Genomic DNA, 24,339 nt, shown 5'->3' on the forward strand with positions numbered 1-24,339 from the left:
GAAAACACGCTCTAAAGGCTCTTTCTTATCTCTCAGGATTACTACCTGCAGGATTTGGCACAATTCCGTTATACGGCTGTTGCCAAGGTTTCATCGGGCCTGTCCCTCCACCTTTTCTTGATAAGACTATGCAATTACCGTTGATTTTATAGCAATAATTTCCTAATGTCAAACAGTTTTTCTGAATGTTCTAAAATAAATGTTAACAGTTTCATATAAAGCAACAAAAGAAATATATTCTAGTCTATTTCAAAAAAGACCTTTAAAAACCGCAAATCAGTCTATAAAATTAAATAAGTAATTTAACCTATAAATTCAAATTCCCCTAAAGTTAGCCTATATGTTGAATAGGCCATCTTCTCAAAAAGATACTATATATATTCAATCCATTTTTCACTAGTATATTTCACTTTTTTACCTACTAAGATTTACATAACGGAGGTATAACATGACAAATAAAAAAGATATGCAGTACATACTTGCTCTATATGGCATTCTTCTAGGATCTATAGTAGGAGCTACAGTCTGGTTATTTTTAGTCACAATAAATATTGGAATCCACTTTATTTGGGGATACTTGCCTGAAGTTCTCTCTTTTCCCTCTTATTACACCCTTTGCGTAACAATAATTGGCGGGATCCTTGTTGGTCTATCACAAAAACATTTCGGTACATACCCACGCCTTATGCCTGAAGTGATGGCTGAATATAAAAAAACTGGTCGAATCGAATATCGCTTTGTCCATCAGGCTACTTTAACAGCGATTATTGTTTTAATTTTCGGAGCTAGTCTTGGTCCAGAAGCCGCACTAGTTGGAATTATAGGCGGACTGTGCACATGGGTAGGGGATCGCTTTAAATTTGCCTTAAAGGGTATGAATGAGCTAACCGAGATTGGAATTGGCGCTACTTTAAGTGTAATTTTTAACGCACCATTATTCGGTTATTTAGCACCAAATGAAAATGAAGGGGAACAAATTGCTGCTTTTTCTAAAGGAAAAAAGGCGATTGTATACTTAGCTACTACTTTCGCAGGTTTTTCTGTTTATTTACTACTGAGTAAACTCGATAATCGTGGATCCTTTATTGTTGATTTCGGGGAAGGTGCACTTTCTTTCAATGACTGGATTGCATTTCTTCCACTTGCTAGTATCGGTGCTATAGTTGGTTTCTTTTATTTCAAGTTAGAATTCACATTAGAGAAGTTAATTCACCCTTTTAGGGAATACAAACTGACACTCGGAATTATCGGTGGTATTTTATTAGGAATTGCGGGAACTTTTCTTCCGTACACATTATTTTCAGGGGAACATCAATTAAAAGAATTAGTTGTTGAATGGAGCCATTTATCTTTTTGGATACTACTTCTTTCAGGGATTTTAAAGTTGTGCATTACTGCCGTTTGTTTGAACACAGGGTGGCGAGGTGGACATATCTTCCCAATTATATTTTCCGGGTCAAGTATCGGATACGCTGTAGCATCTATTCTTCCTATAGATCCAGTAGCATCTGTTGCCATCGTAACGACAGCAATTTCAAGCTATGCGTTACGAAAGCCAATAGCTATAACATTACTATTACTTATGTTTTTCCCGCTTAATTTACTATTTCCCATGCTTGGTGCAGCTGCTATCGGGAATGCCTTTCCGCTCCCAAAACATAACGAAAATAAAAATTAATAAAAATAGGCAGTGGGGATGAAAGCTCCACTGCCTATTTTTTTATTACACATGCTGCTTTAATAACGCTTCTAACTCCTCAAAATTATGCACTTCATATGTCGGTATAATCCCACTATCATTTAATTTCCTTTCTGGATTAAACCAACAAGTATCAATTCCCACTACATATCCACCTTTAATATCAGCGCTTAATGAATCCCCAATAATCAGCCCTGCTTCAGGTGCAAAGTTAGGAATCCGTTCAAAAACATAATCAAAATACTCTTTCATCGGCTTTTGAAAACCTGTATCCTCCGAAACAAAAACATCTTTAAACAATGAATGTAACCCTGCATTACGCAAACGTTTATCTTGCGTCTTAGAAACACCATTTGTCACTATATACAACTCATACTCCCCTTGAATTTGATTTATAAATTCAAACGCACCTTGCATGAGTTGATTTCCTTCTTCTAAGTAGTTACGGTAATTATTTTCCAATAATATTCCGTCTACTTCTTCTCCATACTCTTTAAACAACAGAGAGAATCTTGTATTTACAACTTCATTGCGTGATAGTTGACCTTTTTCAAAAGCATCCCAAAGACCTTTATTTATTTTTTTATAACGAGCCTCTATCTCGTCTGTTAAAGGGATTCCCTTCTCTTCAAAAAGCACCCGTAAAGCCACTTTTTCAGCCTTTTGGAAATCTAGTAATGTATCATCTACATCAAATAACAATGTTTTATATTTTTTCATAAACTCATCACACTCTCTTTTCTACAAAAACAAATTTACATAAATCGTATCATTCCTTCTTGTAAAGATAATAGGAGATATCTCATACTATACATGGGGGTGAAAATATGAAAATCAGCAAAAATGAGGAAGAAATTTATCAATACATGCGAATCCATCAATTCCATACCCTATTTTCATTTCATGTCTTGCCATATGTAGAGCTGCATTCTTTTCAAACGAAAGAGATGATATGTAGCGAAGGAAATGCTCTCCCTTATCTCTATTACTTAATTTCTGGGAAGGCAAAAATATATATGAGTCATAAAAACGGGAAGGTTTCATTAATTAATTTTATTCAAGCACCATCTTTTATCGGGGAATTAGGATTAATAGGAGTAGAAAATATTACTAAGTCCGTTGAAGTACTAGAAGATTGTGTGTGTTTGGCACTTCCTCTTAAAGATTGTCAGCAACTTTTATTACAAGATGCAACGTTTTTACAGCACTTATGTAAATTTATTGGAGAAAAGACAATTACTCGCACTGAAAATTACGCAAAAAACTATAGTTATCCTTTTGAAAATCGATTAGCTGCTTTTATTTTATTAACAGAGCAAAATAATTGTTATATAGAAAAGCATACCGAGGCCTCGGAATATTTAAATGTCAGCTACCGTCATCTTTTATATGTATTAAATCAGTTTTGCCAACAAAATTATTTAAGAAAAGAAGGCCGAACATATTATATACAAGATCGAAATACATTAGAAAAACTTGCTGATGAACTAAAAATATAAAAAAACAGCATTAACATGTAAACGTTAATGCTGTTTTTTCGAGTGACGATTATAATTTTAATTAAAATTCACTTGCTACTTTAGCTGCTTCTTCAAGACCTACAGCGATGATTTCTTCTGCTTTATCTGGAAATTGGTTATGTCCTTCAATAACTACTGTTTCCATGTTTGTTGCGCCGAAGAAGCCCATCATACTTGCTACATATTTAACAGCCATTTCTACCTCAGCTGCTGGACCTTCTGAATATACGCCGCCTCTTGCATTTAATAATGCAATCTTCTTATCTCCGATTAGACCAACTGGACCCTCTGGCGTATATTTGAACGTTTTACCAGCACGGTTTAAATAATCAATATATGTGTGCAATACTGCTGGAATCGTTAAGTTCCATAATGGGAAGCCGAAAACAACTTTATCAGCTTCTAGGAATTGATTTAAATACTTATCAGCAACTGCTACTGCTTTTGCCTCTTCTTCTGTTAAATCAAATCCTTTACCTACCTTGAATGTACCATTAATCATATCTACGCCTACATATGGTAATTCTTCTTTATATAAATCAAGTTCTACTACTGTATCATTTGGGTGTGCTTCTTTATAGTTTGCTAAAAATGCCTCATATAATTTTACACTAACTGCTTGTTCCGCTGGGCGGTTATTTGCTTTAACGAATAAAACTGTTGCCATTATTTATTCCTCCTAGTACTCACTCTTATGTTGTTATATGCTTTCAAAAAAGGTATCCCTTGTAATTGTTGTTTTGTTGCTTACAAACATATTTTATCTTTATATAATGACAATTTCGTCCTCACATAGACGTATTTTTCCATAAAAAAAGTCCACCTTCTAAAGGCGAACTTGGTCTTACGACTTTCGTCTTATACAATTCCATTTTTCACTGCATATAATGCCGCTTGCGTACGATCAGATAAATTCAACTTACTCAAAATACTACTTACATGCGCCTTAACTGTCTTTTCTGTAATAACTAAAACAGATGCAATTTCCTTATTGCTCATCCCTTTTGCTAATAGCTGCAATACTTCATTTTCTCTCGCTGTTAGCACATCCACTTGAATAGAAGGTTCTTCTTCCTTTTCTTCTACAGGTAATGTTTGAGAGAGAAGAGCATTTGCTATATCCGGATGTAATTGAATATTACCTTTATATGCGCTTCGAATAGCCTCAACAAGCTGATCTGGTTCTACATCTTTTAAAATATAACCACTTGCTCCAGCCCTTAATGCAGGTAACACATGCGCCTGATCAGAAAAGCTAGTTAATACAATTACTTTCACATTTGGATACTCTTTTTTAATATATGCCGTCGCCTCAACACCATCCATTTCAGGCATATATAAATCCATTAATATAACATCGGGATTTGTTTCTCCTACTTTCACTAACGCTTCTTTCCCATTATTCGCTTCTCCAACTAACTCTAAATCTTCCTGTGTACTTAAGAAAAATGCTAATCCTTTTAAAACGACTGTATGATCATCAACTAACAATACTTTTATTTTCACAAACTTCCCTCATTTTCACATCATAATGGTACATTTACTTTTACGCTCGTTCGTTTATTACTACTTACAATTTTAATTGTTCCACCAACTAATTCTACTCTTTCACGCATCGTAGTCATACCTAGTGATTTCTTTTCTTTTATATTCTTTTCCACAAAGCCCTTTCCTTGATCAACTATTTCTAATGATACATTTTTCTCATTCACTGTAAAATAAATCGTCGCTTCTTTTACACCTGCATGCTTACTTACATTGTTCAGTGCTTCTTGGCCTATGCGCCACAAAGCTTCTTCTACTACACGAGGTAAATCACGAACACCCGTAACTTGCTCCCTAATTTTCAGTCCCAAATTTTCACCGTACTGCTTTAGAGCTGGCAATAATCCTTTTTCTAATCCCGCCGGACGAAGCTGCCAAATTAATGTCCTCATTTCTTTCAAAGCTCCTTGCGCAAGTTCACGCATCTCATGCAAAGATTGATCTACCTTTTCATTTTTACCTTTTAAAACTGCCTCGGCGCCTTTTGTCATGAAGGTTAATGAAAATAATTTTTGCGAAACAGAATCATGTAAATCTCTTGCTAACCGATTTCTTTCTTCCATTCGTACAAGTTCACGGCGCTGCTCGTTTAACCTCAAATTCTCTATTATTAACGAAACATGGTTCGATAATGCTTGAATTACATCTATTGTATTAGCATCAAACTCTCCATTATTCAAGCTAACACATAAAACACCAAATATATGGTTTTGAATATGTATTGGTGTAGCAATAACAGCTCGATTTAGATGTACATTATGTCCTATTTGATGTTTTATTAGAACTGGTTCATCTTGTTCTAACGCCCTCTTGGCCGCCTCTTTTACATCCTCTTGTAACTCTTCCTGAACGTAAGACGCTCGCAGAGATAATTCTTTTTCCTCCCTAATAAAAAGCGCTACTTGATTCCATTGAAATACTTCACCTACGTGATTTACCACTTTTTCAGGTAGTACATTAAACTTATGAATCGTTTTTAAATCTTGAATGAAACGCTCTAATTTCACATAATAATGTGCTCTTCTCTTTTCATTTTCATATAATTTTGTTCGCTTTAAAGCCGTACCAATTTGGAAGGCAACCGATTGGAGTAATACTAATTCTTCTTCTGAAAAATGTGTTTTACCCGGACTTGCAACATTTAACAACCCAAATTTTTCTCCCCCAGCTTTTAAAGGAACCGTAGCATGATGAAGAATGCCCTCCGTATCTCCCCAATTATATTCAATTGCATTATTAATTCTTTTACATTCAATAATATTAACGGCTCTCTCTAATTTTCCATCTACAAAACCTCGTAAACACCAACATTCACCTTCGCACATCGGGCGTTTATTTTCATATGTAAGTGCCTCTGGTAATTGATAATCAATTAACTTCGTATACTTCCCATTTTCATCCGCAAGAAAAATCCATCCTGTCGTTAAACCTGTTACACTTAGTAATTTCTCTAGGACAGCTTGCAATACATGATATGTATCATTTGATGTATTTAATGTTTCTGCAATTTCCTTTAATATAACTAATTCATTTGTACGATTATCTCGAAACATACTCAGTCTCCTGCATACAAGATTTTAAATAGCTCTTAAAATAAATCATCTACTTTTCACTTTGTACTTATTCGTAACATTGATATAATGGTGAAAACATAGTTTTCATTATATCACTCGAGGGGGCTTTCATAATGACATTAAATAAAGCACTTACTATCGCTGGTTCTGACACAAGTGGCGGTGCTGGTATACAAGCAGATTTAAAAACATTCCAAGAACTGGGCGTATACGGAATGACATCTCTTACAACAATCGTAACGATGGATCCACATAACGGTTGGGCACATAACGTATTTCCAATCCCAGCTTCTACATTAAAACCACAATTAGAAACAACAATTGAAGGTGTTGGCGTAGACGCTTTAAAAACAGGTATGCTTGGATCAGTAGAAATTATTGAAATGGTTGCAGAAACAATCGAAAAGCACAATTTCAAAAATGTAGTAGTTGACCCTGTTATGGTATGTAAAGGTGCTGATGAAGCATTACATCCTGAAACGAATGATTGCTTACGTGACGTTCTTGTTCCAAAGGCATTAGTTGTAACACCAAACTTATTTGAAGCTTACCAATTAAGTGGCGTAAAAATTAATTCTCTTGAAGACATGAAAGAAGCAGCGAAAAAGATCCATGCTTTAGGTGCGAAATACGTCCTAATTAAAGGCGGTAGCAAACTTGGTACGGAAACTGCAATCGACGTCCTATATGATGGAGAGACATTCGACCTTCTAGAATCAGAAAAAATTGATACGACAAATACACACGGCGCAGGTTGCACATATTCTGCTGCAATTACAGCAGAACTTGCAAAAGGAAAACCTGTGAAAGAAGCAGTAAAAACTGCTAAAGAATTCATCACAGCTGCTATTCGTTACTCATTCAAAATTAACGAATACGTAGGTCCAACTCACCATGGTGCATATCGTAAATTTGTTGTATCAAAAGAACTTGTCTAATATATAAATAAAAAACACTCACAAAGTTCATACATTGCCTCTGTGAGTGTTTTTTATAAGCTTTATGTCTTCTGGTCATCTTATCTTTAAGATACAGAGCTGACCTTATTTCTACCATTTCGTTTCGAGTAGTATAACGCATCATCCGCCGCTTGAATAAATTGCTCCGGTGATTCTTCATATTCTGAAACCCCCACCGAAACTGTAATTTTTATTTTCGTTCCATCTAACAATTGAAATGAGTGACTTTCAACAGCTGTACGAATTTGCTCGCCCATACGAATTCCGTAAGCTAATCCCTTATTCGGTATCAAAAGCGCAAACTCCTCTCCACCCTTTCGAAAAGCCAAATCTGGAAATTGTGAAGTTTCTCGTAAAATACATCCTACTTGTTTTAGCACTTCGTCCCCTGCAGGATGCCCGTACGTATCATTTACATACTTAAAGTGGTCAATATCTATAAGTAGTAAACAAAACGAATCATTTTTCATGTTCTTATTACTAATATGACGATTCATCTCTAAATCAAACTGTCTTACGTTTCCTAAACCTGTCAATGCATCTATCGTTGCGTATTGTTTCATCTTTTGAAATAACTCATTGGATTGTAAAACATAATTTGCACTTATGAATGTTATGTAACCTGTAATAATACTAGAAATTAAATATAATCCCACTATGTGGATCTCTTTAATTAACCATATATATAACGCTGGGATTAGAATAGATAAAATATATGTGTGTAACCATACCCACTTTCCCCCTAAAGAAAGCTTCATGCGCGAAATAAAGATACTCCCTATTCCTATCGCAATGATTGTATAAAAAGCCACTTGAGAAGCTAATGAATAATCCATAAACAACAGCCTAGTTACTAAAATCATACCAATTGTTATGGTACTCGCTATCGGTCCTCCAATAATAACAGCTAGAATAACAGCTAAATAGCGTAAATCCAATAGAATGGTACCAACACGAACACTGAAATACATTAATACTATACCTAGTATCCCAGTAAAAATGCCTACTACACATTTCTGCCCAAAAGAGAATCCTTCTTTTAACGGCTTATCCCTTAAAAGCTGGCCTCCAATAAAAATAAAGGAAAGAATAATTGTTGTATTTACAAATAAGTCCCTTAACATAAAATAATCTCCCTACTTTTCCATCTATCCCCTTCCTCACTTTATTGTATACGAAATACCTTTAATTCCCAAAGGTTTTGTTTATTTTTGCTGTTCCACGTGAAACAGCAAAAAAATAAAAAGGGCGAAAACTCGCCCTTTTTCATTAACAACAGCGTGATATTTTTCCACCCTTTGCATTAAATCTTGCTTCTTGTGCCTCAGCAAAAAATTGCTTTTGACATACAACCTCTTCTTCAGGATGATGCTTTTTCATATGCTCCACATATACTTCATAACTTGGTACCCCAACGAGCAAACTAATAAAGCGTTTTCTTTCACCCCATACTTGCCACAACTTTTTAAGCATAGTTCCTCGACTCACTTTCATCTCTCGGAATATATGGTGCCTCTTTTAACGGCATTGGCTTATTTCTTAATACTTGGATCCAAATTCGAAGTGCTGAAATTAACACAGCGATTACAACTATCATAAAAATTCCGCAAAGCGCTGCATCGATATAATCATTGAAAATAATTTGCTTCATTTGAGCAACATTTTTTGCTGGCGCTAACACTTTTCCCTCATCTAATGCTCCCTGAAATACCTTTGCATGCGATAGAAATCCAATTTTAGGATTTTCATGAAATAGCTTTTGATATCCCGCCGTCATCGTTACAATCAGCAACCCGACAGTTGGAATAAGTGTTACCCAAACGTACGCCTTTTTTCCCATTTTGAACAAAATTGTCGTTCCAAGTAATAATGCAATACCTGCTAGCATTTGATTTGCAATACCGAAAAGTGGCCATAATGTATTAATTCCACCGAGCGGATCTATTACCCCTTGGTATAAGAAATATCCCCACCCTAATACACATAATGTTGTAGCGATTACATTTGCTAATGTAGAATCCGTTTTCCCAAATGGCTTATATACATGCCCTAAAATATCTTGAATCATAAATCGGCCGACACGCGTTCCGGCATCAATTGTTGTTAAAATGAATAGAGCTTCAAAGAGAATCGCAAAATGATACCAAAATGCCATCATGGCCGTTCCACCTATTACTTGTGAGAAAATATATGCCATACCTATCGCTAATGTTGGCGCACCACCTGTACGTGATAAAATTGTTTGCTCTCCAACATTTACAGCGAGATCTTTTAGTTCATTTGGTGTAATAGCAAATCCCCATGAGGAAATAACTTGAGCTGCCTGCGAAACATCTGTACCGATAAGTGCTGCGGGACTATTAATTGCAAAATACGTTCCCGGTGTTAATACACAAGCCGCAATCATCGCCATCGCTGCTACAAACGACTCCATTAACATTGCTCCATAACCGATTGGCTGTGCGTGTCCCTCTTGCTCGATCATCTTCGGCGTCGTACCTGATGAAACGAGAGCATGGAATCCAGACACTGCACCACAAGCAATAGTAATAAATAAGAACGGGAATAAGTTTCCAGAAAACACAGGACCAGTTCCATCAATAAATTTCGAAACTGCTGGCATTTGTAAATCTGGTGCTACAATTAAGATACCGATTGCTAACCCTACAATTGTTCCGACTTTTAAAAATGTACTTAAATAATCACGTGGTGCTAAAAGCATCCAAACTGGTAATGCCGATGCGATAAATCCATATACAATAAGCATAATAGCAATTGTTTCACCACTAAATGTGAACATACTTGCAAGTGTTGGATTTTCTGCTACATACTGTCCTCCAACAAGAGATAAAATAAGTAGGATAATACCAATTACTGATCCTTCTCCAACACGACCAGGCCTAATATAGCGCATATAAACTCCCATTAAAATAGCGATAGGAATCGTTGCTGCTATCGTAAACATTCCCCAAGGACTTCCGATTAGTGCCTTTACTACGACTAACGCTAATACTGCTAATAAAATAATCATAATTCCTAAAATACCTATCATTGCAATTAGTCCTGTAACAGGTCCAATCTCATCCTTAATCATTTCTCCTAACGATTTACCATTACGTCTCATCGAAGCAAATAAAATGACAAAATCTTGGACAGCCCCCGCAACAACTACCCCAACAATAATCCAAATGGTTCCTGGTAAATATCCCATTTGTGCTGCTAAAATCGGTCCTACTAAAGGTCCCGCCCCAGCAATCGCTGCAAAGTGATGTCCAAACAATACCCACTTATTTGTTGGAACATAGTCTTTCCCATCGTTTAATGTATGGGCTGGTGTTTGCCGATTATCATCTAAATTAAAAACCTTTCTCGCTATAAATCTACTATAAAAGCGATAAGCAACTGCATATACACATACGGCAGCTACTAAGAGCCATACAGCATTAATGGTTTCACCTTGTGATAAAGCTACTACCCCAAAAGCACCTGCTCCTACTGCTGTAATAATGCCCCAAAGTAAGATCGATTTCAATGTCTTCACATACAATTCCCCCAATACTATTTCTTAGTGGAGATTGTACTAAATTTTCTGAATATTTAACTTGAATCCTCCCTATCATGAAGGATTTTCAGTTTATCATGTTAAAATACTCTCATTACCTACTATAATTCAATGTTATTTCGAAGGCGTTTTACATAATTACGACTGACTGGAATCGGTTGCTCATCATACCTATCTAAATACAAATTATACGTGCCATTATAATAAGGTTTCAGTTCTTTTACATATGACATATTAATTAAATAGCTTTTATGTACACGTAAAAAATCATATGCATTTAGCTTATTTTCTAATTCCTGAAGTGTATATGTTGAAATATACTGATTATTCGTTGTGTAAATTGAAACAGTTTTATTTTCTTTATTTTTACTTACATATACAATATCTTCTGGGAGAATATATCGTATACCCTCTTGACTTTCTATCGGTAGTTTCCGCAAATAACTCTTTGCTTTCTCACCTTGTTCTTTACCTATTTTATATAAAAGAAATTGTAAATCTTCTTCACGAAATGGTCGCAATAAATAATAAAATGCTTGGAAACGAAAAGCTGTAATAGATTCTTCTATGTTTTCACCTACAAAAATAAATTTTGTATAGCAATTTATTTCTCGTAATAAACTTGCATATTCAAAACCAGTACCATCTAGTAATTTGGAACTTAAAAAAACAAAGTCTGGTATATGTTTTTTCATCATAAATAAAGATTCTGTTCCTGTCTTTGCTTCAAAACATTCTACATTTCTCATATTTTCAGTGAAATTTTCAGCTAACTCTCTTCTCTCTTCTGCCTCTTCCATGATCAGTAAAATTTTCATTTCTTCAACCACCTAATTCTTTGTCCATATGTCCTGTTGTATACATTCGCTTTTATAAGAAATAATCCCTTTTTCTTACTATACCATTATTTATCTAAAAAAACAGAAAAAAGGAAACCACTTCGGTTTCCTCTCCCCTTTTATCCCGCACTAACTGCCTATAAAGATCCGAGTAGTGTAGGATAATAAACGGTCAGGGATACGTTTAAATTTTCACTTTATACTAATTCTCGTTGCTTCGTTTCCTGTCCAAGTATTATTACAGCGAATACACCAATTAAAATTGATCCACAGAAAATCGTAAATATTAATGATAGTGAAGCTTCTGAAGCAACTAAATATCCCACTAATAGTGGCCCAAGAATACCACCAATACGACCAAATGCTGCTGCCATTCCTGCACCTGTACCACGAATAACCGTTGGATACTGCTCAGGTGTATAGGCGTATAATGCTCCCCAAGCACCTAAGTTAAAGAAGGATAGTAACATACCTGCCACGATTAATACTGTTAATGAATCCGCAACCCCAAACAAATAAGCACTGCAAGCTGTCCCGATTAAATACGTAACCAAAACAAATTTACGACCGAGACGTTCAATAAACCAAGCAGCTGTGAAATATCCTGGAAGTTGAGCTAATGTCATAATAAGTACGTATTGGAAACTTTTTATTAAACTAAATCCTTTTAGCACCATTACACTCGGTAACCAAAGGAACATTCCATAATAGGAAAAAACAACACAAAACCATAGAATCCATAGCATAATTGTTGCTTTACGATATTCCCCAGACCAAACTGATTTTATATTTTCAATAACAGATGGCCTTTTTTCAACTTTTTGAAACCTTGGGGAATCCGGTAAATTCCATCTTAAATATAAAGCATATAATGCTGGCACTGCACTCAATACCATCGCAACTTCCCAACCATATTTCGGAATAATAAAATACGAAATAAGAGCCGCAATTAGCCATCCACCTGCCCAAAAACTTTCTAATAACACAACAATTTTCCCACGCTCATGCGCTTCAACACTCTCTGATACTAGTGTAGAGGCAACCGGAAGCTCTCCGCCAAGCCCCATACCAATTAAAAAGCGTAAAACGAGAAACATCGCAAGTGTTGTTGTTAATGCAGTTAAACCACTACCGATAGAAAATAATAATAATGTAATAATAAAGACTGATTTTCGCCCTATTTTATCTGATAGTATCCCAAAAATAAGCGCTCCTACTGCCATACCGATTGAGTTAATACTGCCTATCCAGCCCATTTCTTGCGTACTTAATCCCCAATCCTTTTGCAAGGCTACCATTACAAATGAAAGCATTCCAACATCCATTGCATCAAATAGCCATCCAAGCCCAGCTATACCAAGTAGTTTGCGCTTCGAAATTTCTTTTACCTTGCCCACTAGAAGTCCTCCTCACACAGGTGTCTTTACACATCATTTTACATGTGTGAATTGTATAAGTAAAATACTTTTGTGTAAAAAATTCTCCTTCATCATTCCCAAAAAGTAAAACGTCTATCCCGATTGGTGAGAGCTAATAATCAGTGGGGATGCCTCACTGATTAAAGTTTCAATTTATTAAAAATGAACAAATAAAAAAAGCAGCGATATTTCGCTACTTTTTCGAACGCATTACTTCTTTTAAAAATTCCGCTAATACTAACTGACGACGCCAGCGTGTTGGATTACTGCATAATCTATAAAACCACTCTAAATGAATCGCTTGAATCCATTTTGGTGCACGTTTTACCTCTCCAGCCCATACGTCTAAACTTCCACCTACTCCAACAGCCATTTTCGTTTCTAAACGATGCTTATTGTTTTGGATAAAGTTCTCTTGTCTCGGGAAACCAAGTGCAACAAGTAATAAATCTGGTTTTGCTTCTTGAATGCGAGAAATAATATTCTCTTCGTCTTCTTGTTTAAAATAACCATCTTGTATACCGGCGATGGATACAGCTGAATATGTCTTTGTTAAATGATCTGCTGCAGCTTGTACAACATGCGGCTTTGCACCTAATAAGAAAACAGATACCGGCTTACTATCTTCTGATAACTTCGCAAGTAAATTACACATTAAATCAAAACCTGCTACACGTTCTTTTAAAGGTGTACCAAGCATCCCGCTTGCCTTTACAACCCCAATACCATCAGGTGTAATTAAATCTGTATTCAATAATGTTTGATAGAACTTTTCATCCTTTTTTGCGCACATAACAATTTCAGGGTTTGCTGTTACTACCTGAAACGTATGAGTTCGCTCCGCTTCTAGTTGTTCTTTTAAATATTGGACCGTTTCATCCATTGTCATTGTAGAAAAAGGAACGCCTAGAATATCAACTGTTTGTACTGCCATAGTTAACTATCCTCTCTATCATTACAAGTTTTTCGCTATTAATTGCTTATATGTTTCCTTTGTATCTTCATATAGTTTTTGAAGTGAGAAGTTCATAGTAGCATGCTCATAAATATGTTTACCCATTGCTGCTAACTCTCCAGTTTTCCACTTATCATACGCTTCTTCTAAAGCTAATGCTAATGCCTTTCCATCACCTGTTGGCACAATCCATCCGTAAGTTTCATCTACGATTAATGGTTCAATTTCTCCAGCCCTAGTCACAATTGATGGTACGCGTTGATTTGCCGCTTCTAATAAAACTAGTGGGAACCCTTCACTATGGGAAGTTAATAAATTTACATGTGACGACGCAAATAATTGTTTTACATCTTGACGATGTCCTAAAAACTCTACTTTATCGTTAATCCCTTTTTCAGTAGCTAATGACTTTAGATTTTCTTCTAATGGGCCATCGCCAACTAATAATACTTTAATTTTCTCTAATTTTGTTTGTTGTAACGCATCGAATAAAACTTCATGTCCTTTGACAGGATGTAATCGTGCTACTTGGATTGCCGTAAATACATCTTCATCAATATTGAACATTTCTTTTTTATTATAGCCTTCTGCTTTTTCCTTATCGTATTCAATTCCATTATAAATAACATGCATCTTTTCATTTGAAATACCTAATGCTGCCAGGCTTTTTTTCAATCTATTTGTTACAACGAAAAATAAGTCTATATTTTTTAAGGCTTTCAAATTTAATTTCGTAAAAATCCAACCTTTTAAGCCCTGTTTAGTAAAGTCTTGAAATGGATCACTATGAATAGTCGTTACCCATTTTGCCTTTATTCTCTTTTTCATTAAAGAAACATAGAAATTAGCCCTAGGGCCATGTGTATGAACTACATCAAATTTTTCTTTATTAATAAATTCACTTATATTCTTTAAAATGGATAAATCATAGCGCGATTTTTGTGAAAACACATGGACTTTTATCCCTAACTCCCTTGCTTCCTTCGCAACAATTCCATCTTCAAATACTGCTAATTCTACTTCACCAGTTGGAAACTGATCGAGAAGTGAAATAATATGTGTTTTCCCTCCCCCATCTTCTGCTCCTGCATTCATATGCAATATTCTCATATTTTTTCCTCCTTTAAATCCTCGCTACGTTTCCATCTATTTTTATTTTACTGTACTAAAAAATAAAAGCTAACAAAAGTTAGCTTTTATTTTTATCATTCAATTTCTAGGTCTACTATTAGATAAGCTAACACCACTACAAAGTAAATCCCAACTCCTGGTGCTGTTAAAATATGTCCTGCAATATAAGCAATACCTAACGCTAACAATAAGCTTGCTGAAATCATTCCATATTTTATATTAAATATGTCCTTAAATCTCGTAGCAAATGCTAGTAGAATTCTTAGCCCGTAATAAATAAATGGAATCATTAGTAATACAAAGCCAATAATCCCGAAATCATAAAACCAATCATGGAAGTCCATTTCAATTAGTTTTGGATCTGGCTGCTTTTGTTCATTGTATTTAAAGTTACCTGCATAACCCATTCCTAATAACTTTTGTGACATTGGCGCTTCTTTAAAGAACTGCTTATGTCTTTCTTCATATACTTGACGTCCACTGAAAATAAGATTTTCTTGATTTTCTTTCTTTTGCTCTTTCTCAAGCTCTTTCTTAACTTCCTCTTCTATCTTCGCCTTTTCTTCTGGCTTTTCAACTTTATGGTGATTTTCTTCTTTTTCTTTAAGTTCTTGCTCTTTTTTCAGCTTCTCTTTAATTTCTTTTTCTTTTTGACCTTGCTGCGCCACATTTTGCTCTGATAAGTAATTATTGTGAATACCCATATTTTGTGCTAATGGCGTTTGTTTAAACGTTCCAACTACACCAGCTAATAGGACAATAGCAATTACTGCATTAAGCGCAAGGGATTTTTTGTTCGGATTTTTTCTATTAAATAATAATTGTAGTACAATGATTCCGATTGCTGCCGCTAACGTAGCACCAATTGAGCCCATTCCTACTTTTGTACCAACTTGAATTAGCGAATAAATCATTAAAAGTGATGGAATCCAATATAAAATGTGTTTCCAGCTCTTTGTTTTTTGAATAGAATATAGTACCACAATAGGGAAAATAATAGCTAAGATTGAACCTAGTTCATTCCCTGCATAGAACCAACCTCGAGAACCAACCTTCATCCATTCATAACTACCAAAGTCAGTAGATGTTGAAATAGAAATAACCATAATTGCGTTAATGATTAATGTAGAATATACAATACTATTTCGAACCTTATCACTAATATTAACTGTCTTTTTCAATGATTTTAAAGCTAAAATGTATGATCCCAGCATGATATATATATATAATGCTTTCGCAACGAATTTAACCTCTTCACTAAGTACAATAGGATCCTTAACTAGTTTGTTATTAATAAATCCTATCCCTAAAACTCCGGCTAACAATATAAGATAAATTAAAAACTTTCTATTTTCCTTCTCTTTTGCCTGAATTAAAATGTAAATACCACCAACAGCCATAATAAGGAATCTTACTAAAATTCCAACGGTAGCATTTGACTTTAATAAAGTGATGCTAAGAGACGTTAATAAATCTAAAACAGGCTGTAAAATAATAAAAAAGAGCAAAAAATGCTCAAATCTAACCCTAGCTTGATTTGCTAACATTCCAAGACCTCCATACAAAATCTTAACATTATCTTTTAATCATAATTTTTTATCATTCAAACACACCTAGCAATTATAACATAACTCATATTCAAATCGAGAACTATTTTTCCAGCTAAAACTAGCCAGGACAAGTATTAATCAGTAATAGAAATTATCGTCCTTTAGCTATACTCCCCTATTTTTATAAAATCTATCTAACAACCATCCCCTTATTTTTGTCAGTATATAAATATTTTTTTATCATTTTATACAAATATAAATAACCTACCTATAATTGTAATGTTTTACCAAATAAACAACATCAAAAAATGTAAAATTAATCTTTTCATATCTTTTTCAAATTACTTTATGGCTATTTTCCAAACATTTTCAAACGCTTTCTTTATGAATTTTATCCGTTTTTCTACATGTAGCGAAAAGTAATTGTTATTTCCAATACTTTAGTGTATATTTTTTCTCTGGAACATCTTTAAGAGGAAGGGATTAAGGCCATGTTATTAATCGATATATTTACGTTTCTTGGCATTATCGCCGCTGCCATTTCTGGTACATTAGTTGGTTTAAAAAAAGATTTAGATTTATTTGGTGTCCTTTGTTTAGCTGTAGCTACTGCGCTCGGCGGCGGTATTATTCGTGATATCATGATTGGTAACCTGCCCCCTGTCGCATTTGTAAAACCCATTTACTTTTTCGTAAGTGTATTATCAGCATTATTTACTTGTATGTTTTTTGAGCGCATCAATAAACTTCAAGTCGTTATTATGCTTTCTGATGCTGTTGGCTTAGGTGTTTTTACAGCTATTGGTGCAAATGCGGCAATGTCACATCATGTTGACGCCTCATTTCTAGTTGTTTCAATGGGAGTCATTACAGGTATTGGAGGCGGTATTTTGCGTGACATTTGTGCTCAAGATATCCCTTACGTATTCCGAAAAGAGATTTACGCAATCGCTTCTATCTTAGGAGCAATTAGCTTCCTAATCACACACGCTATGGGGGCGCACGTGTTAGCTTTCTATGTTTGTTTATTAGTAACATTCATTATTCGTGTCGTCACTGTAATATATAATGTTCATTTCCCTGTTTTCTTTAAAACACATGCTAAAATTAATAAAGGCCATTAAGAGAATTCTAGATAGAATTCTCTTAATTTATATACTATTCAACGAACTAATATAGAGTAATTATATATAAGCATATATAATTACTCTATATTAGTTTTAAAATTGAAAACGTTTTATATACAGGGGGAAGAATGATGCTTGGGGTTTTCAAAAAAAATATTAATAAAACAAATGCCAGTATAATCGAATTAAGTAAGGACCAACAAATAACTTTTAATGTCCCTACTAATTCTGAATTAAAAATTCAAATGGATATGCTACATATTTCAAAAGAAGATTTACAAGTTGTAAAAGTACTACAGCCTTTTATTTATGCAGAAATTGATTGGATTACTGAAAAATTCTATGCCAACATTACAAAACAACCTAATTTAATTACTATTATTGAACGTTACAGCTCTATTCCAAAACTAAAACAAACTTTAAAAACACATATTAAAGAATTATTCAGCGGCAATATGCATGAAGATTTTATTGAACAGCGTGTTAGGATTGCCAAAAGGCATGTACAAATTGGTTTACATCGAAAATGGTATACTGCTGCTTATCAAGAATTGTTCCGCTCTATCATGAAGATTTTGCAAACAAAAATAACAACAATCGATGATTTTTCCTATTCTATAAATGTTATAAATAAATTATTTACTCTTGAACAAGAACTTGTTCTTGCAGCTTATGAATCTGAATATGAAAGAATACAAAAAGAGCATGAGAAAGAAAAAGAACTAACTGCTATGACAATTACGCATATCGCAACAGAACTAGCTGCTGTATCTGAAAAAACAAGCTCTTCTATTCAAAAACTAACCGCCAAATCTGAAACTATTGTAGAGATTGCTAAAACAGGTACATCATTAGCTACAACATCTGAAGAAAAAGCCAATAAAGGGAAAGAACAATTAAACCAGCAAAACAAACGAATGGGATCTATTCAAATGAATATGGAAACGATTATTACAGATACTCATGAACTCCTTAATATTTCTAACAAAATTAATGAAATCATAGATATTGTTAAATCGATTGCGGAGCAAACCAATTTACTCGCACTAAATGCAGCTATCGAGTCTGCACGTGCTGGAGAATTTGGGAAGGGGTTTTCTGTTGTTGCTGGTGAAATTCGAAAATTATCAGAGCAAACGAAAGAATCTATATTTAACGTTACAAAGCTCGTTGAAAAAACAAATGAACAAATTACCCGTGTCTCGTCTTCCGTGAAACAAATTAGCTCTCTCGTATCGGAAGGAACGGATAGTATGTCAGCAACAGATCGATACTTCCAAGAAATTGTAAAAGATATGTCTAACTCAAAAGAACAGAATAAGAAAATTGAACACGAGCTACAAGCTATTTCACAAGTAATGAAAGGAATTCAAGATGATTCCTCACAAATGGCTCTAACAGCCGATAATTTACAACTAGAACTAAATCGATAAGATAAAGTGAAACTTTAATCAACGGGGGTTTTGTTTATCCCCCGTTGATTATCAGCCCTCACCTAACTTCTTTGCTTTCCCTGATTTTGAGGTGGGTGTCTTGCTGTCTGAAAAATAGCGGGATAAAATTCAAGTCAGGCATATTTTTCATCTACACTGACTACTAAATTTCATCTTCCATCAAAAAAAGAATCCAGAATGGATTCTTTTTATTTTCTGAAAAATATTTTTTGACAATACACATAACTCATATAAACACCAAAGCTCTGCAAAATGAACAATGCCGGCATAATTACATTGTAATATGCCATATCTACTTGAAAGAGCTTTAACAATACGTAGCCACTAATTAAAAATAAAAACAACATATATCCCTCATTTTGTTGTTTCTTAATAAGAAAGTGTAATAGAGCTATAGTCATAAACAATGTTACGGCTATATATATCAGTTTTTCACATTTGAAAAGAATAGAATTTATTCCTTCATCTGAAAACTGATTTATCATCGGCTCTAAAAGTTTAAATCTTTCTCCCTCAATTTCTTTTAACTTTTGATCAATATGCTCTGTTACACTTTGATTTTTCGATATTTTTTCCTCATGTTGCGTTTTTCCAATTAAAACAGATTGAACATACGTCTCATTTGAAATTGTATATTGTGACAATCCTATTGCCTTAATTCCATAATTCACACCAAAATGGGCACTATAAAATAGAATAAGTATCCCTATCATTTTTAGTAACACCTTTTGTTTCGTTGCTGATTGAAATACTTCGATTAATAATACATATACCGTGATAAAAATAGGAAGAAATAATCCCATTGGGAAAATCATATTACTAAATGCAAATAAAATCGCTGAAAACACCCACATATAAGCATGATCTAATCCTTTATATAAAAGTATGTAACAAGCAAAATAAAATAAAAATATTGCAAGTGACTCAGGAGTTAATAGGGAACTCATGAATATATTTGGAATATACAGAGCATAAAAGATAGAAGCAATACGACCGCATTCTTCTCCAAAAACCATTCCCGCAATACGATAAATAAATAATGCTGTTCCTGTGCAAAATAGCACATTAAATAGTTGTAAAGCGAATAATGAATCACCAAATATACGAATAATTACCGATTCATATATAATAAAAGGTAAATGAGTTACAGTCCCTATATTATTACCAATTGCAATCTGCTTTGCAGACTCATACATCACTTTCATATCACCAATTATTGTAGCATCTACAAATAACAGCATACTAAGCCTCACAACTATAGATATACTTATAAGAAAAATAAGAAATTGTTTATCTGTAAAACGATATTGTAGAATTGATGCCACTAACAAAATGAGTATGACAAAAATCGCCAATATGATTGTTACACTTGTTGTACTTCCTCCAAAAAATTGCTTACTTGTCTCAAATGCTGCCCAACAACTATAAACAAAAAATGCGAGCATCGCACCGATTGTAATTTTATTGAAGAAAGATGAAAAATTTGTTTGTATATGATTCATATGTCCATTGCACCTCTATTTCCATTCATAACAAAACGATTCTACCATGAATGGGTACACGGCTGATAGGGAATTTCTATGACAAATACATAGTCATTACTTTTTACTTGCAATGTAAGCGAATCCTCTTTTACACTACATTTTAGATAAAATAAATTTTCTTTCAGTTACATGAATACAAATACAGAAGTTTAAATAATCCTCTTTTGGAATACACTTTACTTCATTAAATATCTAATATGAGTAATCCGCTTACACATATTATTCTGATTGAAAACAGACTATAGGGGCTGAATATATGGAAAAGAAATTCATGCGAGAATCTAAAGCAATTAAGACAACACGTGTTTTTCCTAACGATTTAAATAATCACCAAACACTTTTTGGAGGGAAATTATTAGCAGAAATTGATAGTATTGCTTCAATTGCGGCTGCAAGACATAGTCGTAAACATTGCGTAACAGCATCTATTGATTCAGTCGATTTTTTAACTCCAATTCACCAAGCTGATTCTGTTTGTTATGAAGCATTTGTATGTTATACAGGGAAATCTTCAATGGAAGTTTTCGTAAAAGTAATCGCAGAAAATTTATTAGCAGGCGAGCGTAGAATTGCCGCTACTTGCTTCATTACATTTGTGGCAATAAAAGATGGAAAACCTTCGTCCGTACCACAAGTACTTCCTGAAACTGAGGAAGAACATTGGTTATACACAACCGGTTCAGAACGTGCGGAAAATAGAAAAAAAGGACGTTTAAAAAGCAAAGAAATGGCTGAGGTTTTAACTTTAAATAAACCTTGGAATATTTAATACAATACTCTTCCATATACATGCACAGATTTTTTCTTCCTTGCATGTATTTTTTTATACAAAATATCACCTCTTACCATTTTATTCTCAATCTGTTCTCCTAAATCATGCACCAGCTTTTCCTTTATTTTGTTATACTGTTAATGGTATATTAAATAAAGTTCGTTTAAAAATAACCATAATATGATTAAGTATATAAGGGATGGTGCGGTAATGACTATTGAAGTACCAATTTCAATACCAAAAACGTTAATTATTATTCCAGCGTATAACGAGGAAGAAGCAATTGCAGATACATTAACAAGATTATTAAAACTAAAACAGCATTTTACAGGATTAAGCATTTGTGTTATTAATGATGGATCACACGATAAAACAGCTCAAATCGTACAAGATTTTCCTGTTCACCTTGTGAATTTACCATATAACCTAGGTATTGGCTCAGCTGTACAAACTGGATATAAATACGCATATGAGAACGGATATGATATTGCGATTCAGTTCGATGCTGATGGACAACATAATCCAGATGATTTATATAAAATAATAAAGCCAATCGCTGAAGATGAATGCGATATGGTGCTAGGGTCACGTTTTACAGAAAAAACAGCATATAAAGGTAGTATTTCCAGAAGGATTGGTATTTTTTATTTTACTGCCCTATTGAAAGTACTAACAAAACAAACATTTATGGATCCAACTTCTGGATATCGTGCTATCAATCGAGAAGTAATTAAAATTTTTGCACACAACTATCCAAAAGACTATCCAGAACCAGAAGTTCTTATTCATTTAAAAAAGAAAAAACTTCGCATTAATGAAATATCTGTAAATATGCAAGAGCGACAAGGTGGACAATCTTCTATCACACCTTTTAAATCTGCATATTACATGATTAAAGTAAGTCTTGCTATATTGATGCAAAAAATCGTGAAAGGTTGATAATAAATGCCTATAATTACCTTTTCATTCATCTTTATTTTATTATTATTATTATTAATTATTAATTCCATTCGCCGTGGAACTTTAGAAACGAAATATGCTGTTTTATGGATTTTCGTTTGTATTGCAATGGCTATTTTAAGTTCTACCGATAAAATTATAAACTGGATTGGAAAACTATTAAAAGTAGAATATCCCCCTTCCATTTTATTCTTATTTGGACTATTATTCTGTTTCATCTTAATTTTTGACCTAACAAGAAAAATTTCTAAACAACATCATCAACTTGTAACATTAACGCAAGATTATGCGTTACTAAAGCAAAAATTAAATGCAACTGAGCCAGACAAAGACTAACCTAATATTTCAAAGCTAATATAAAAAACCTCTTAATTTTCGGATAAATTAAGAGGTTTTTTTATTCTCAATATTAATTTATTCGCCTTCATAATCGTTACGATAAATACATCCTACTTACTAATAAGTTAAAATGGCATGAATAAGAAGTTATATACAATAGACATGATAAAGCTGTTTGAAATACGACAATTAATCATAAGAATCTAACTTCCCGACACCTTTTTAATAGAAAGTTGATTTACAAAGTTTATATGCGTTAAACTTATACAGATGTTCTTGTAATCTTCTTCCTTTCAAAAGGCTTGTATATATGATGCAAGACATAAAAAACTTGAGGAGATAAAAATTCTATGATGGAACAAAAGCAACTTGTTTCTGTTGTCATACCTCTGTATAACACGGAAAAATATATTGAAGAAACGATGCAGTCAATACTAGATCAAACATATAAAAACATTGAAATTGTAATTGTAGATGATGGAAGTAAAGATCAATCACCTTCTATTGTGAAAAACCTTGCTGAAAAATACCCAGGGCAAGTAAAATACGTTCATCAAAAAAACCAAGGTGTTTCGGTAGCCCGTAATACAGGTATCGAAAATGCTAGCGGAGAATATATCGCTTTTCTTGATAGTGATGACTTATGGCATCCAACTAAAATTGAGAAGCAAGTCGAAAGTATGCATAAAAACGAAATGGACGCGTGCTATTGTGGTTATATGAATTTCTACGAAGAAACAGGCGAGAAGGTTGAACATACAACAAACTTTATTAAAGGTGATATGGCAAAAGCATTCCTAACACATCAAGTTGTTGCTCAAACAAGTACTTGGATTTTCAAACGATCCATCGTAATGGATCATAACATTCGTTTTACACCAGGATGTAGTTGGGGCGAAGATTTAGAGTTTTTATTTAAACTTATGAGTGTGACAAATGTATGTTATGTCGATGAATACTTAACTTATTATAGAATCTTATCAGAAGGAAATCTTTCTTCTAAGTATAAAGATTATGAATTAAAAACGACAAAAGAGCTAGAAGTATTCAATCGTATGAAAGATTGGGTACATAACAAATCTCAAGATTTCATTACGAAAGACCCTCAGTCACTTATTGAGATTCTTGAGACTTATTTATTCCCTTATACAGTCATCAATAACGCTTGTATATATATTAAGGAAAACTCTCAATTAGATAAATCACAAGTTCAATTAATCAAAAAAGATATTAAGAAATATTGCCGTAAAATCTATTCAAAGAATGGAAAGCGTAGTAAAAAACTATATGCAATGCTTTGGTTTGTACGAATTAAATTTCTGTTTTCTTAAACTGAAAATATAACGATACTCTCTCTTTCTGTGAACAAATCAAATTTACAAATAGGACAA

General features: G+C 33.8%; 22 protein-coding genes, 1 pseudogene and 1 riboswitch. Of the genes and pseudogenes, 10 read left to right on the forward strand and 13 right to left on the reverse strand.

The features are described from left to right. Positions 1 to 22: 22 nt before the first annotated feature. A riboswitch (SAM riboswitch) is annotated at positions 23 to 127 on the reverse strand. A gap of 321 nt (positions 128 to 448) precedes the next feature. Further along, entirely contained in the window at positions 449 to 1,678 is a 1,230-nt protein-coding gene (locus MHB52_RS27715) for a chloride channel protein (protein ID WP_061664272.1), read from the forward strand. A 45-nt stretch (positions 1,679 to 1,723) separates the two neighbouring features. On the opposite strand, the gene MHB52_RS27720 is transcribed toward MHB52_RS27715, so the two are convergent. Then, entirely contained in the window at positions 1,724 to 2,419 is a 696-nt protein-coding gene (locus MHB52_RS27720) for a YjjG family noncanonical pyrimidine nucleotidase (protein ID WP_061664271.1), read from the reverse strand. Positions 2,420 to 2,526: 107 nt separating this feature from the next. Between MHB52_RS27720 and MHB52_RS27725 the strand changes: the two genes are divergently transcribed. After that, positions 2,527 to 3,198 carry a transcriptional regulator YeiL gene (locus MHB52_RS27725; protein ID WP_000703322.1) on the forward strand — a complete coding sequence of 224 codons (672 nt, stop codon included), beginning with the start codon at positions 2,527 to 2,529 and terminating at the stop codon, positions 3,196 to 3,198. A 61-nt stretch (positions 3,199 to 3,259) separates the two neighbouring features. Here the strand turns inward: MHB52_RS27725 and MHB52_RS27730 are convergent, their stop codons facing one another. The 3 genes from MHB52_RS27730 to MHB52_RS27740 form a co-directional block, all read right to left on the reverse strand. Continuing rightward, the gene (locus MHB52_RS27730) at positions 3,260 to 3,886 is read right to left on the reverse strand and encodes an FMN-dependent NADH-azoreductase (protein ID WP_044797723.1); all 627 of its coding nucleotides are present in this window, start codon (positions 3,884 to 3,886) and stop codon (positions 3,260 to 3,262) included. Positions 3,887 to 4,077: 191 nt separating this feature from the next. Then, positions 4,078 to 4,725 (reverse strand): response regulator, encoded by a 648-nt coding sequence (locus MHB52_RS27735; protein ID WP_000695799.1) that lies wholly within the window; start codon positions 4,723 to 4,725, stop codon positions 4,078 to 4,080. Positions 4,726 to 4,745: 20 nt separating this feature from the next. Further along, positions 4,746 to 6,317, reverse strand: coding sequence for a GAF domain-containing sensor histidine kinase (locus MHB52_RS27740; RefSeq protein ID WP_061664270.1), 1,572 nt, complete (start codon positions 6,315 to 6,317; stop codon positions 4,746 to 4,748). A 134-nt stretch (positions 6,318 to 6,451) separates the two neighbouring features. Here MHB52_RS27740 and pdxK point away from each other — a divergent pair, with 134 nt between their 5' ends. After that, on the forward strand, positions 6,452 to 7,276 hold the full coding sequence (gene pdxK, locus MHB52_RS27745; RefSeq protein WP_000174252.1) for a pyridoxine/pyridoxal/pyridoxamine kinase: 825 nt from the start codon (positions 6,452 to 6,454) through the stop codon (positions 7,274 to 7,276). A gap of 86 nt (positions 7,277 to 7,362) precedes the next feature. On the opposite strand, the gene MHB52_RS27750 is transcribed toward pdxK, so the two are convergent. The 8 genes from MHB52_RS27750 to MHB52_RS27785 form a co-directional block, all read right to left on the reverse strand. Next, the gene (locus MHB52_RS27750; RefSeq protein WP_061664269.1) at positions 7,363 to 8,421 is read right to left on the reverse strand and encodes a GGDEF domain-containing protein; all 1,059 of its coding nucleotides are present in this window, start codon (positions 8,419 to 8,421) and stop codon (positions 7,363 to 7,365) included. A gap of 145 nt (positions 8,422 to 8,566) precedes the next feature. Then, complete coding sequence (locus MHB52_RS27755; protein WP_000914504.1) at positions 8,567 to 8,770, reverse strand: YbdD/YjiX family protein; 204 nt, start codon at positions 8,768 to 8,770, stop codon at positions 8,567 to 8,569. Continuing rightward, complete coding sequence (gene cstA / locus MHB52_RS27760; RefSeq protein ID WP_000854295.1) at positions 8,763 to 10,838, reverse strand: carbon starvation protein CstA; 2,076 nt, start codon at positions 10,836 to 10,838, stop codon at positions 8,763 to 8,765. Before cstA ends, MHB52_RS27755 begins: the two co-directional genes overlap by 8 nt. Before the next feature lie 122 nt (positions 10,839 to 10,960). Continuing rightward, positions 10,961 to 11,677 (reverse strand): LytR/AlgR family response regulator transcription factor, encoded by a 717-nt coding sequence (locus MHB52_RS27765; protein WP_000698256.1) that lies wholly within the window; start codon positions 11,675 to 11,677, stop codon positions 10,961 to 10,963. A 218-nt stretch (positions 11,678 to 11,895) separates the two neighbouring features. Next, the gene (locus tag MHB52_RS27770; protein WP_061664268.1) at positions 11,896 to 13,095 is read right to left on the reverse strand and encodes an MFS transporter; all 1,200 of its coding nucleotides are present in this window, start codon (positions 13,093 to 13,095) and stop codon (positions 11,896 to 11,898) included. A gap of 214 nt (positions 13,096 to 13,309) precedes the next feature. Next, positions 13,310 to 14,050: a WecB/TagA/CpsF family glycosyltransferase gene (locus MHB52_RS27775; protein WP_000290748.1), complete on the reverse strand. Its 741-nt coding sequence runs from the start codon at positions 14,048 to 14,050 to the stop codon at positions 13,310 to 13,312. Between the two features lie 21 nt (positions 14,051 to 14,071). Then, a complete protein-coding gene (locus MHB52_RS27780) occupies positions 14,072 to 15,181 on the reverse strand; it encodes a glycosyltransferase family 4 protein (protein ID WP_001221227.1) in 1,110 nt (369 codons plus the stop codon). Positions 15,182 to 15,276: 95 nt separating this feature from the next. Beyond that, a complete protein-coding gene (locus MHB52_RS27785) occupies positions 15,277 to 16,749 on the reverse strand; it encodes an O-antigen ligase family protein (RefSeq protein ID WP_061664267.1) in 1,473 nt (490 codons plus the stop codon). A 494-nt stretch (positions 16,750 to 17,243) separates the two neighbouring features. Here MHB52_RS27785 and MHB52_RS27790 point away from each other — a divergent pair, with 494 nt between their 5' ends. From MHB52_RS27790 to MHB52_RS36870, 3 genes and pseudogenes are all read left to right on the forward strand, one after another. Further along, a complete protein-coding gene (locus MHB52_RS27790) occupies positions 17,244 to 17,876 on the forward strand; it encodes a trimeric intracellular cation channel family protein (protein WP_000924369.1) in 633 nt (210 codons plus the stop codon). A 134-nt stretch (positions 17,877 to 18,010) separates the two neighbouring features. Beyond that, positions 18,011 to 18,556: pseudogene (locus tag MHB52_RS36865) on the forward strand (protoglobin family protein); the annotation flags it as partial. A gap of 54 nt (positions 18,557 to 18,610) precedes the next feature. Next, positions 18,611 to 19,312 carry a methyl-accepting chemotaxis protein gene (locus tag MHB52_RS36870; protein WP_370658441.1) on the forward strand — a complete coding sequence of 234 codons (702 nt, stop codon included), beginning with the start codon at positions 18,611 to 18,613 and terminating at the stop codon, positions 19,310 to 19,312. Between the two features lie 209 nt (positions 19,313 to 19,521). Here MHB52_RS36870 and MHB52_RS27800 read toward each other — a convergent pair whose 3' ends face one another. Then, the gene (locus tag MHB52_RS27800) at positions 19,522 to 20,835 is read right to left on the reverse strand and encodes an ArnT family glycosyltransferase (RefSeq protein ID WP_061664265.1); all 1,314 of its coding nucleotides are present in this window, start codon (positions 20,833 to 20,835) and stop codon (positions 19,522 to 19,524) included. Between the two features lie 298 nt (positions 20,836 to 21,133). On the opposite strand from MHB52_RS27800, the gene MHB52_RS27805 reads away from it, so the two are divergent. The 4 genes from MHB52_RS27805 (at position 21,134) to MHB52_RS27820 (ending at position 24,279) form a co-directional block, all read left to right on the forward strand. Continuing rightward, on the forward strand, positions 21,134 to 21,646 hold the full coding sequence (locus tag MHB52_RS27805) for an acyl-CoA thioesterase (protein WP_000412123.1): 513 nt from the start codon (positions 21,134 to 21,136) through the stop codon (positions 21,644 to 21,646). 213 nt (positions 21,647 to 21,859) lie between these two features. Further along, positions 21,860 to 22,588, forward strand: a complete 729-nt coding sequence (locus MHB52_RS27810) for a glycosyltransferase family 2 protein (RefSeq protein WP_000151539.1) — start codon at positions 21,860 to 21,862, stop codon at positions 22,586 to 22,588. A gap of 6 nt (positions 22,589 to 22,594) precedes the next feature. Next, positions 22,595 to 22,945, forward strand: coding sequence for a DUF2304 domain-containing protein (locus tag MHB52_RS27815; RefSeq protein ID WP_001121774.1), 351 nt, complete (start codon positions 22,595 to 22,597; stop codon positions 22,943 to 22,945). A 353-nt stretch (positions 22,946 to 23,298) separates the two neighbouring features. Then, entirely contained in the window at positions 23,299 to 24,279 is a 981-nt protein-coding gene (locus tag MHB52_RS27820; RefSeq protein ID WP_061664264.1) for a glycosyltransferase family 2 protein, read from the forward strand. Positions 24,280 to 24,339: the final 60 nt, after the last annotated feature.

The organism is Bacillus sp. FSL K6-0073 (genome assembly GCF_038006085.1).
Lineage (GTDB): Bacteria > Bacillota > Bacilli > Bacillales > Bacillaceae_G > Bacillus_A > Bacillus_A cereus.

Bases quoted from the DNA above. Each gene is read 5' to 3' on its own strand.
- MHB52_RS27775 (WP_000290748.1), bottom strand. From the start codon at position 14,050: ATGGCAGTACAAACAGTTGATATTCTAGGCGTTCCTTTTTCTACAATG.
- MHB52_RS36870 (WP_370658441.1), top strand. From the start codon at position 18,611: ATGACAATTACGCATATCGCAACAGAACTAGCTGCTGTATCTGAAAAA.
- MHB52_RS27730 (WP_044797723.1), bottom strand. From the start codon at position 3,886: ATGGCAACAGTTTTATTCGTTAAAGCAAATAACCGCCCAGCGGAACAA.
- MHB52_RS27740 (WP_061664270.1), bottom strand. From the start codon at position 6,317: ATGTTTCGAGATAATCGTACAAATGAATTAGTTATATTAAAGGAAATT.
- MHB52_RS27755 (WP_000914504.1), bottom strand. From the start codon at position 8,770: ATGCTTAAAAAGTTGTGGCAAGTATGGGGTGAAAGAAAACGCTTTATT.
- MHB52_RS27780 (WP_001221227.1), bottom strand. From the start codon at position 15,181: ATGAGAATATTGCATATGAATGCAGGAGCAGAAGATGGGGGAGGGAAA.
- MHB52_RS27790 (WP_000924369.1), top strand. From the start codon at position 17,244: ATGTTATTAATCGATATATTTACGTTTCTTGGCATTATCGCCGCTGCC.
- MHB52_RS27720 (WP_061664271.1), bottom strand. From the start codon at position 2,419: ATGAAAAAATATAAAACATTGTTATTTGATGTAGATGATACATTACTA.
- MHB52_RS27765 (WP_000698256.1), bottom strand. From the start codon at position 11,677: ATGAAAATTTTACTGATCATGGAAGAGGCAGAAGAGAGAAGAGAGTTA.
- MHB52_RS27785 (WP_061664267.1), bottom strand. From the start codon at position 16,749: ATGTTAGCAAATCAAGCTAGGGTTAGATTTGAGCATTTTTTGCTCTTT.
- pdxK (WP_000174252.1), top strand. From the start codon at position 6,452: ATGACATTAAATAAAGCACTTACTATCGCTGGTTCTGACACAAGTGGC.
- MHB52_RS27820 (WP_061664264.1), top strand. From the start codon at position 23,299: ATGATGGAACAAAAGCAACTTGTTTCTGTTGTCATACCTCTGTATAAC.
- MHB52_RS27810 (WP_000151539.1), top strand. From the start codon at position 21,860: ATGACTATTGAAGTACCAATTTCAATACCAAAAACGTTAATTATTATT.
- MHB52_RS27725 (WP_000703322.1), top strand. From the start codon at position 2,527: ATGAAAATCAGCAAAAATGAGGAAGAAATTTATCAATACATGCGAATC.
- MHB52_RS27800 (WP_061664265.1), bottom strand. From the start codon at position 20,835: ATGAATCATATACAAACAAATTTTTCATCTTTCTTCAATAAAATTACA.
- MHB52_RS27815 (WP_001121774.1), top strand. From the start codon at position 22,595: ATGCCTATAATTACCTTTTCATTCATCTTTATTTTATTATTATTATTA.
- MHB52_RS27805 (WP_000412123.1), top strand. From the start codon at position 21,134: ATGGAAAAGAAATTCATGCGAGAATCTAAAGCAATTAAGACAACACGT.
- MHB52_RS27715 (WP_061664272.1), top strand. From the start codon at position 449: ATGACAAATAAAAAAGATATGCAGTACATACTTGCTCTATATGGCATT.
- MHB52_RS27750 (WP_061664269.1), bottom strand. From the start codon at position 8,421: ATGTTAAGGGACTTATTTGTAAATACAACAATTATTCTTTCCTTTATT.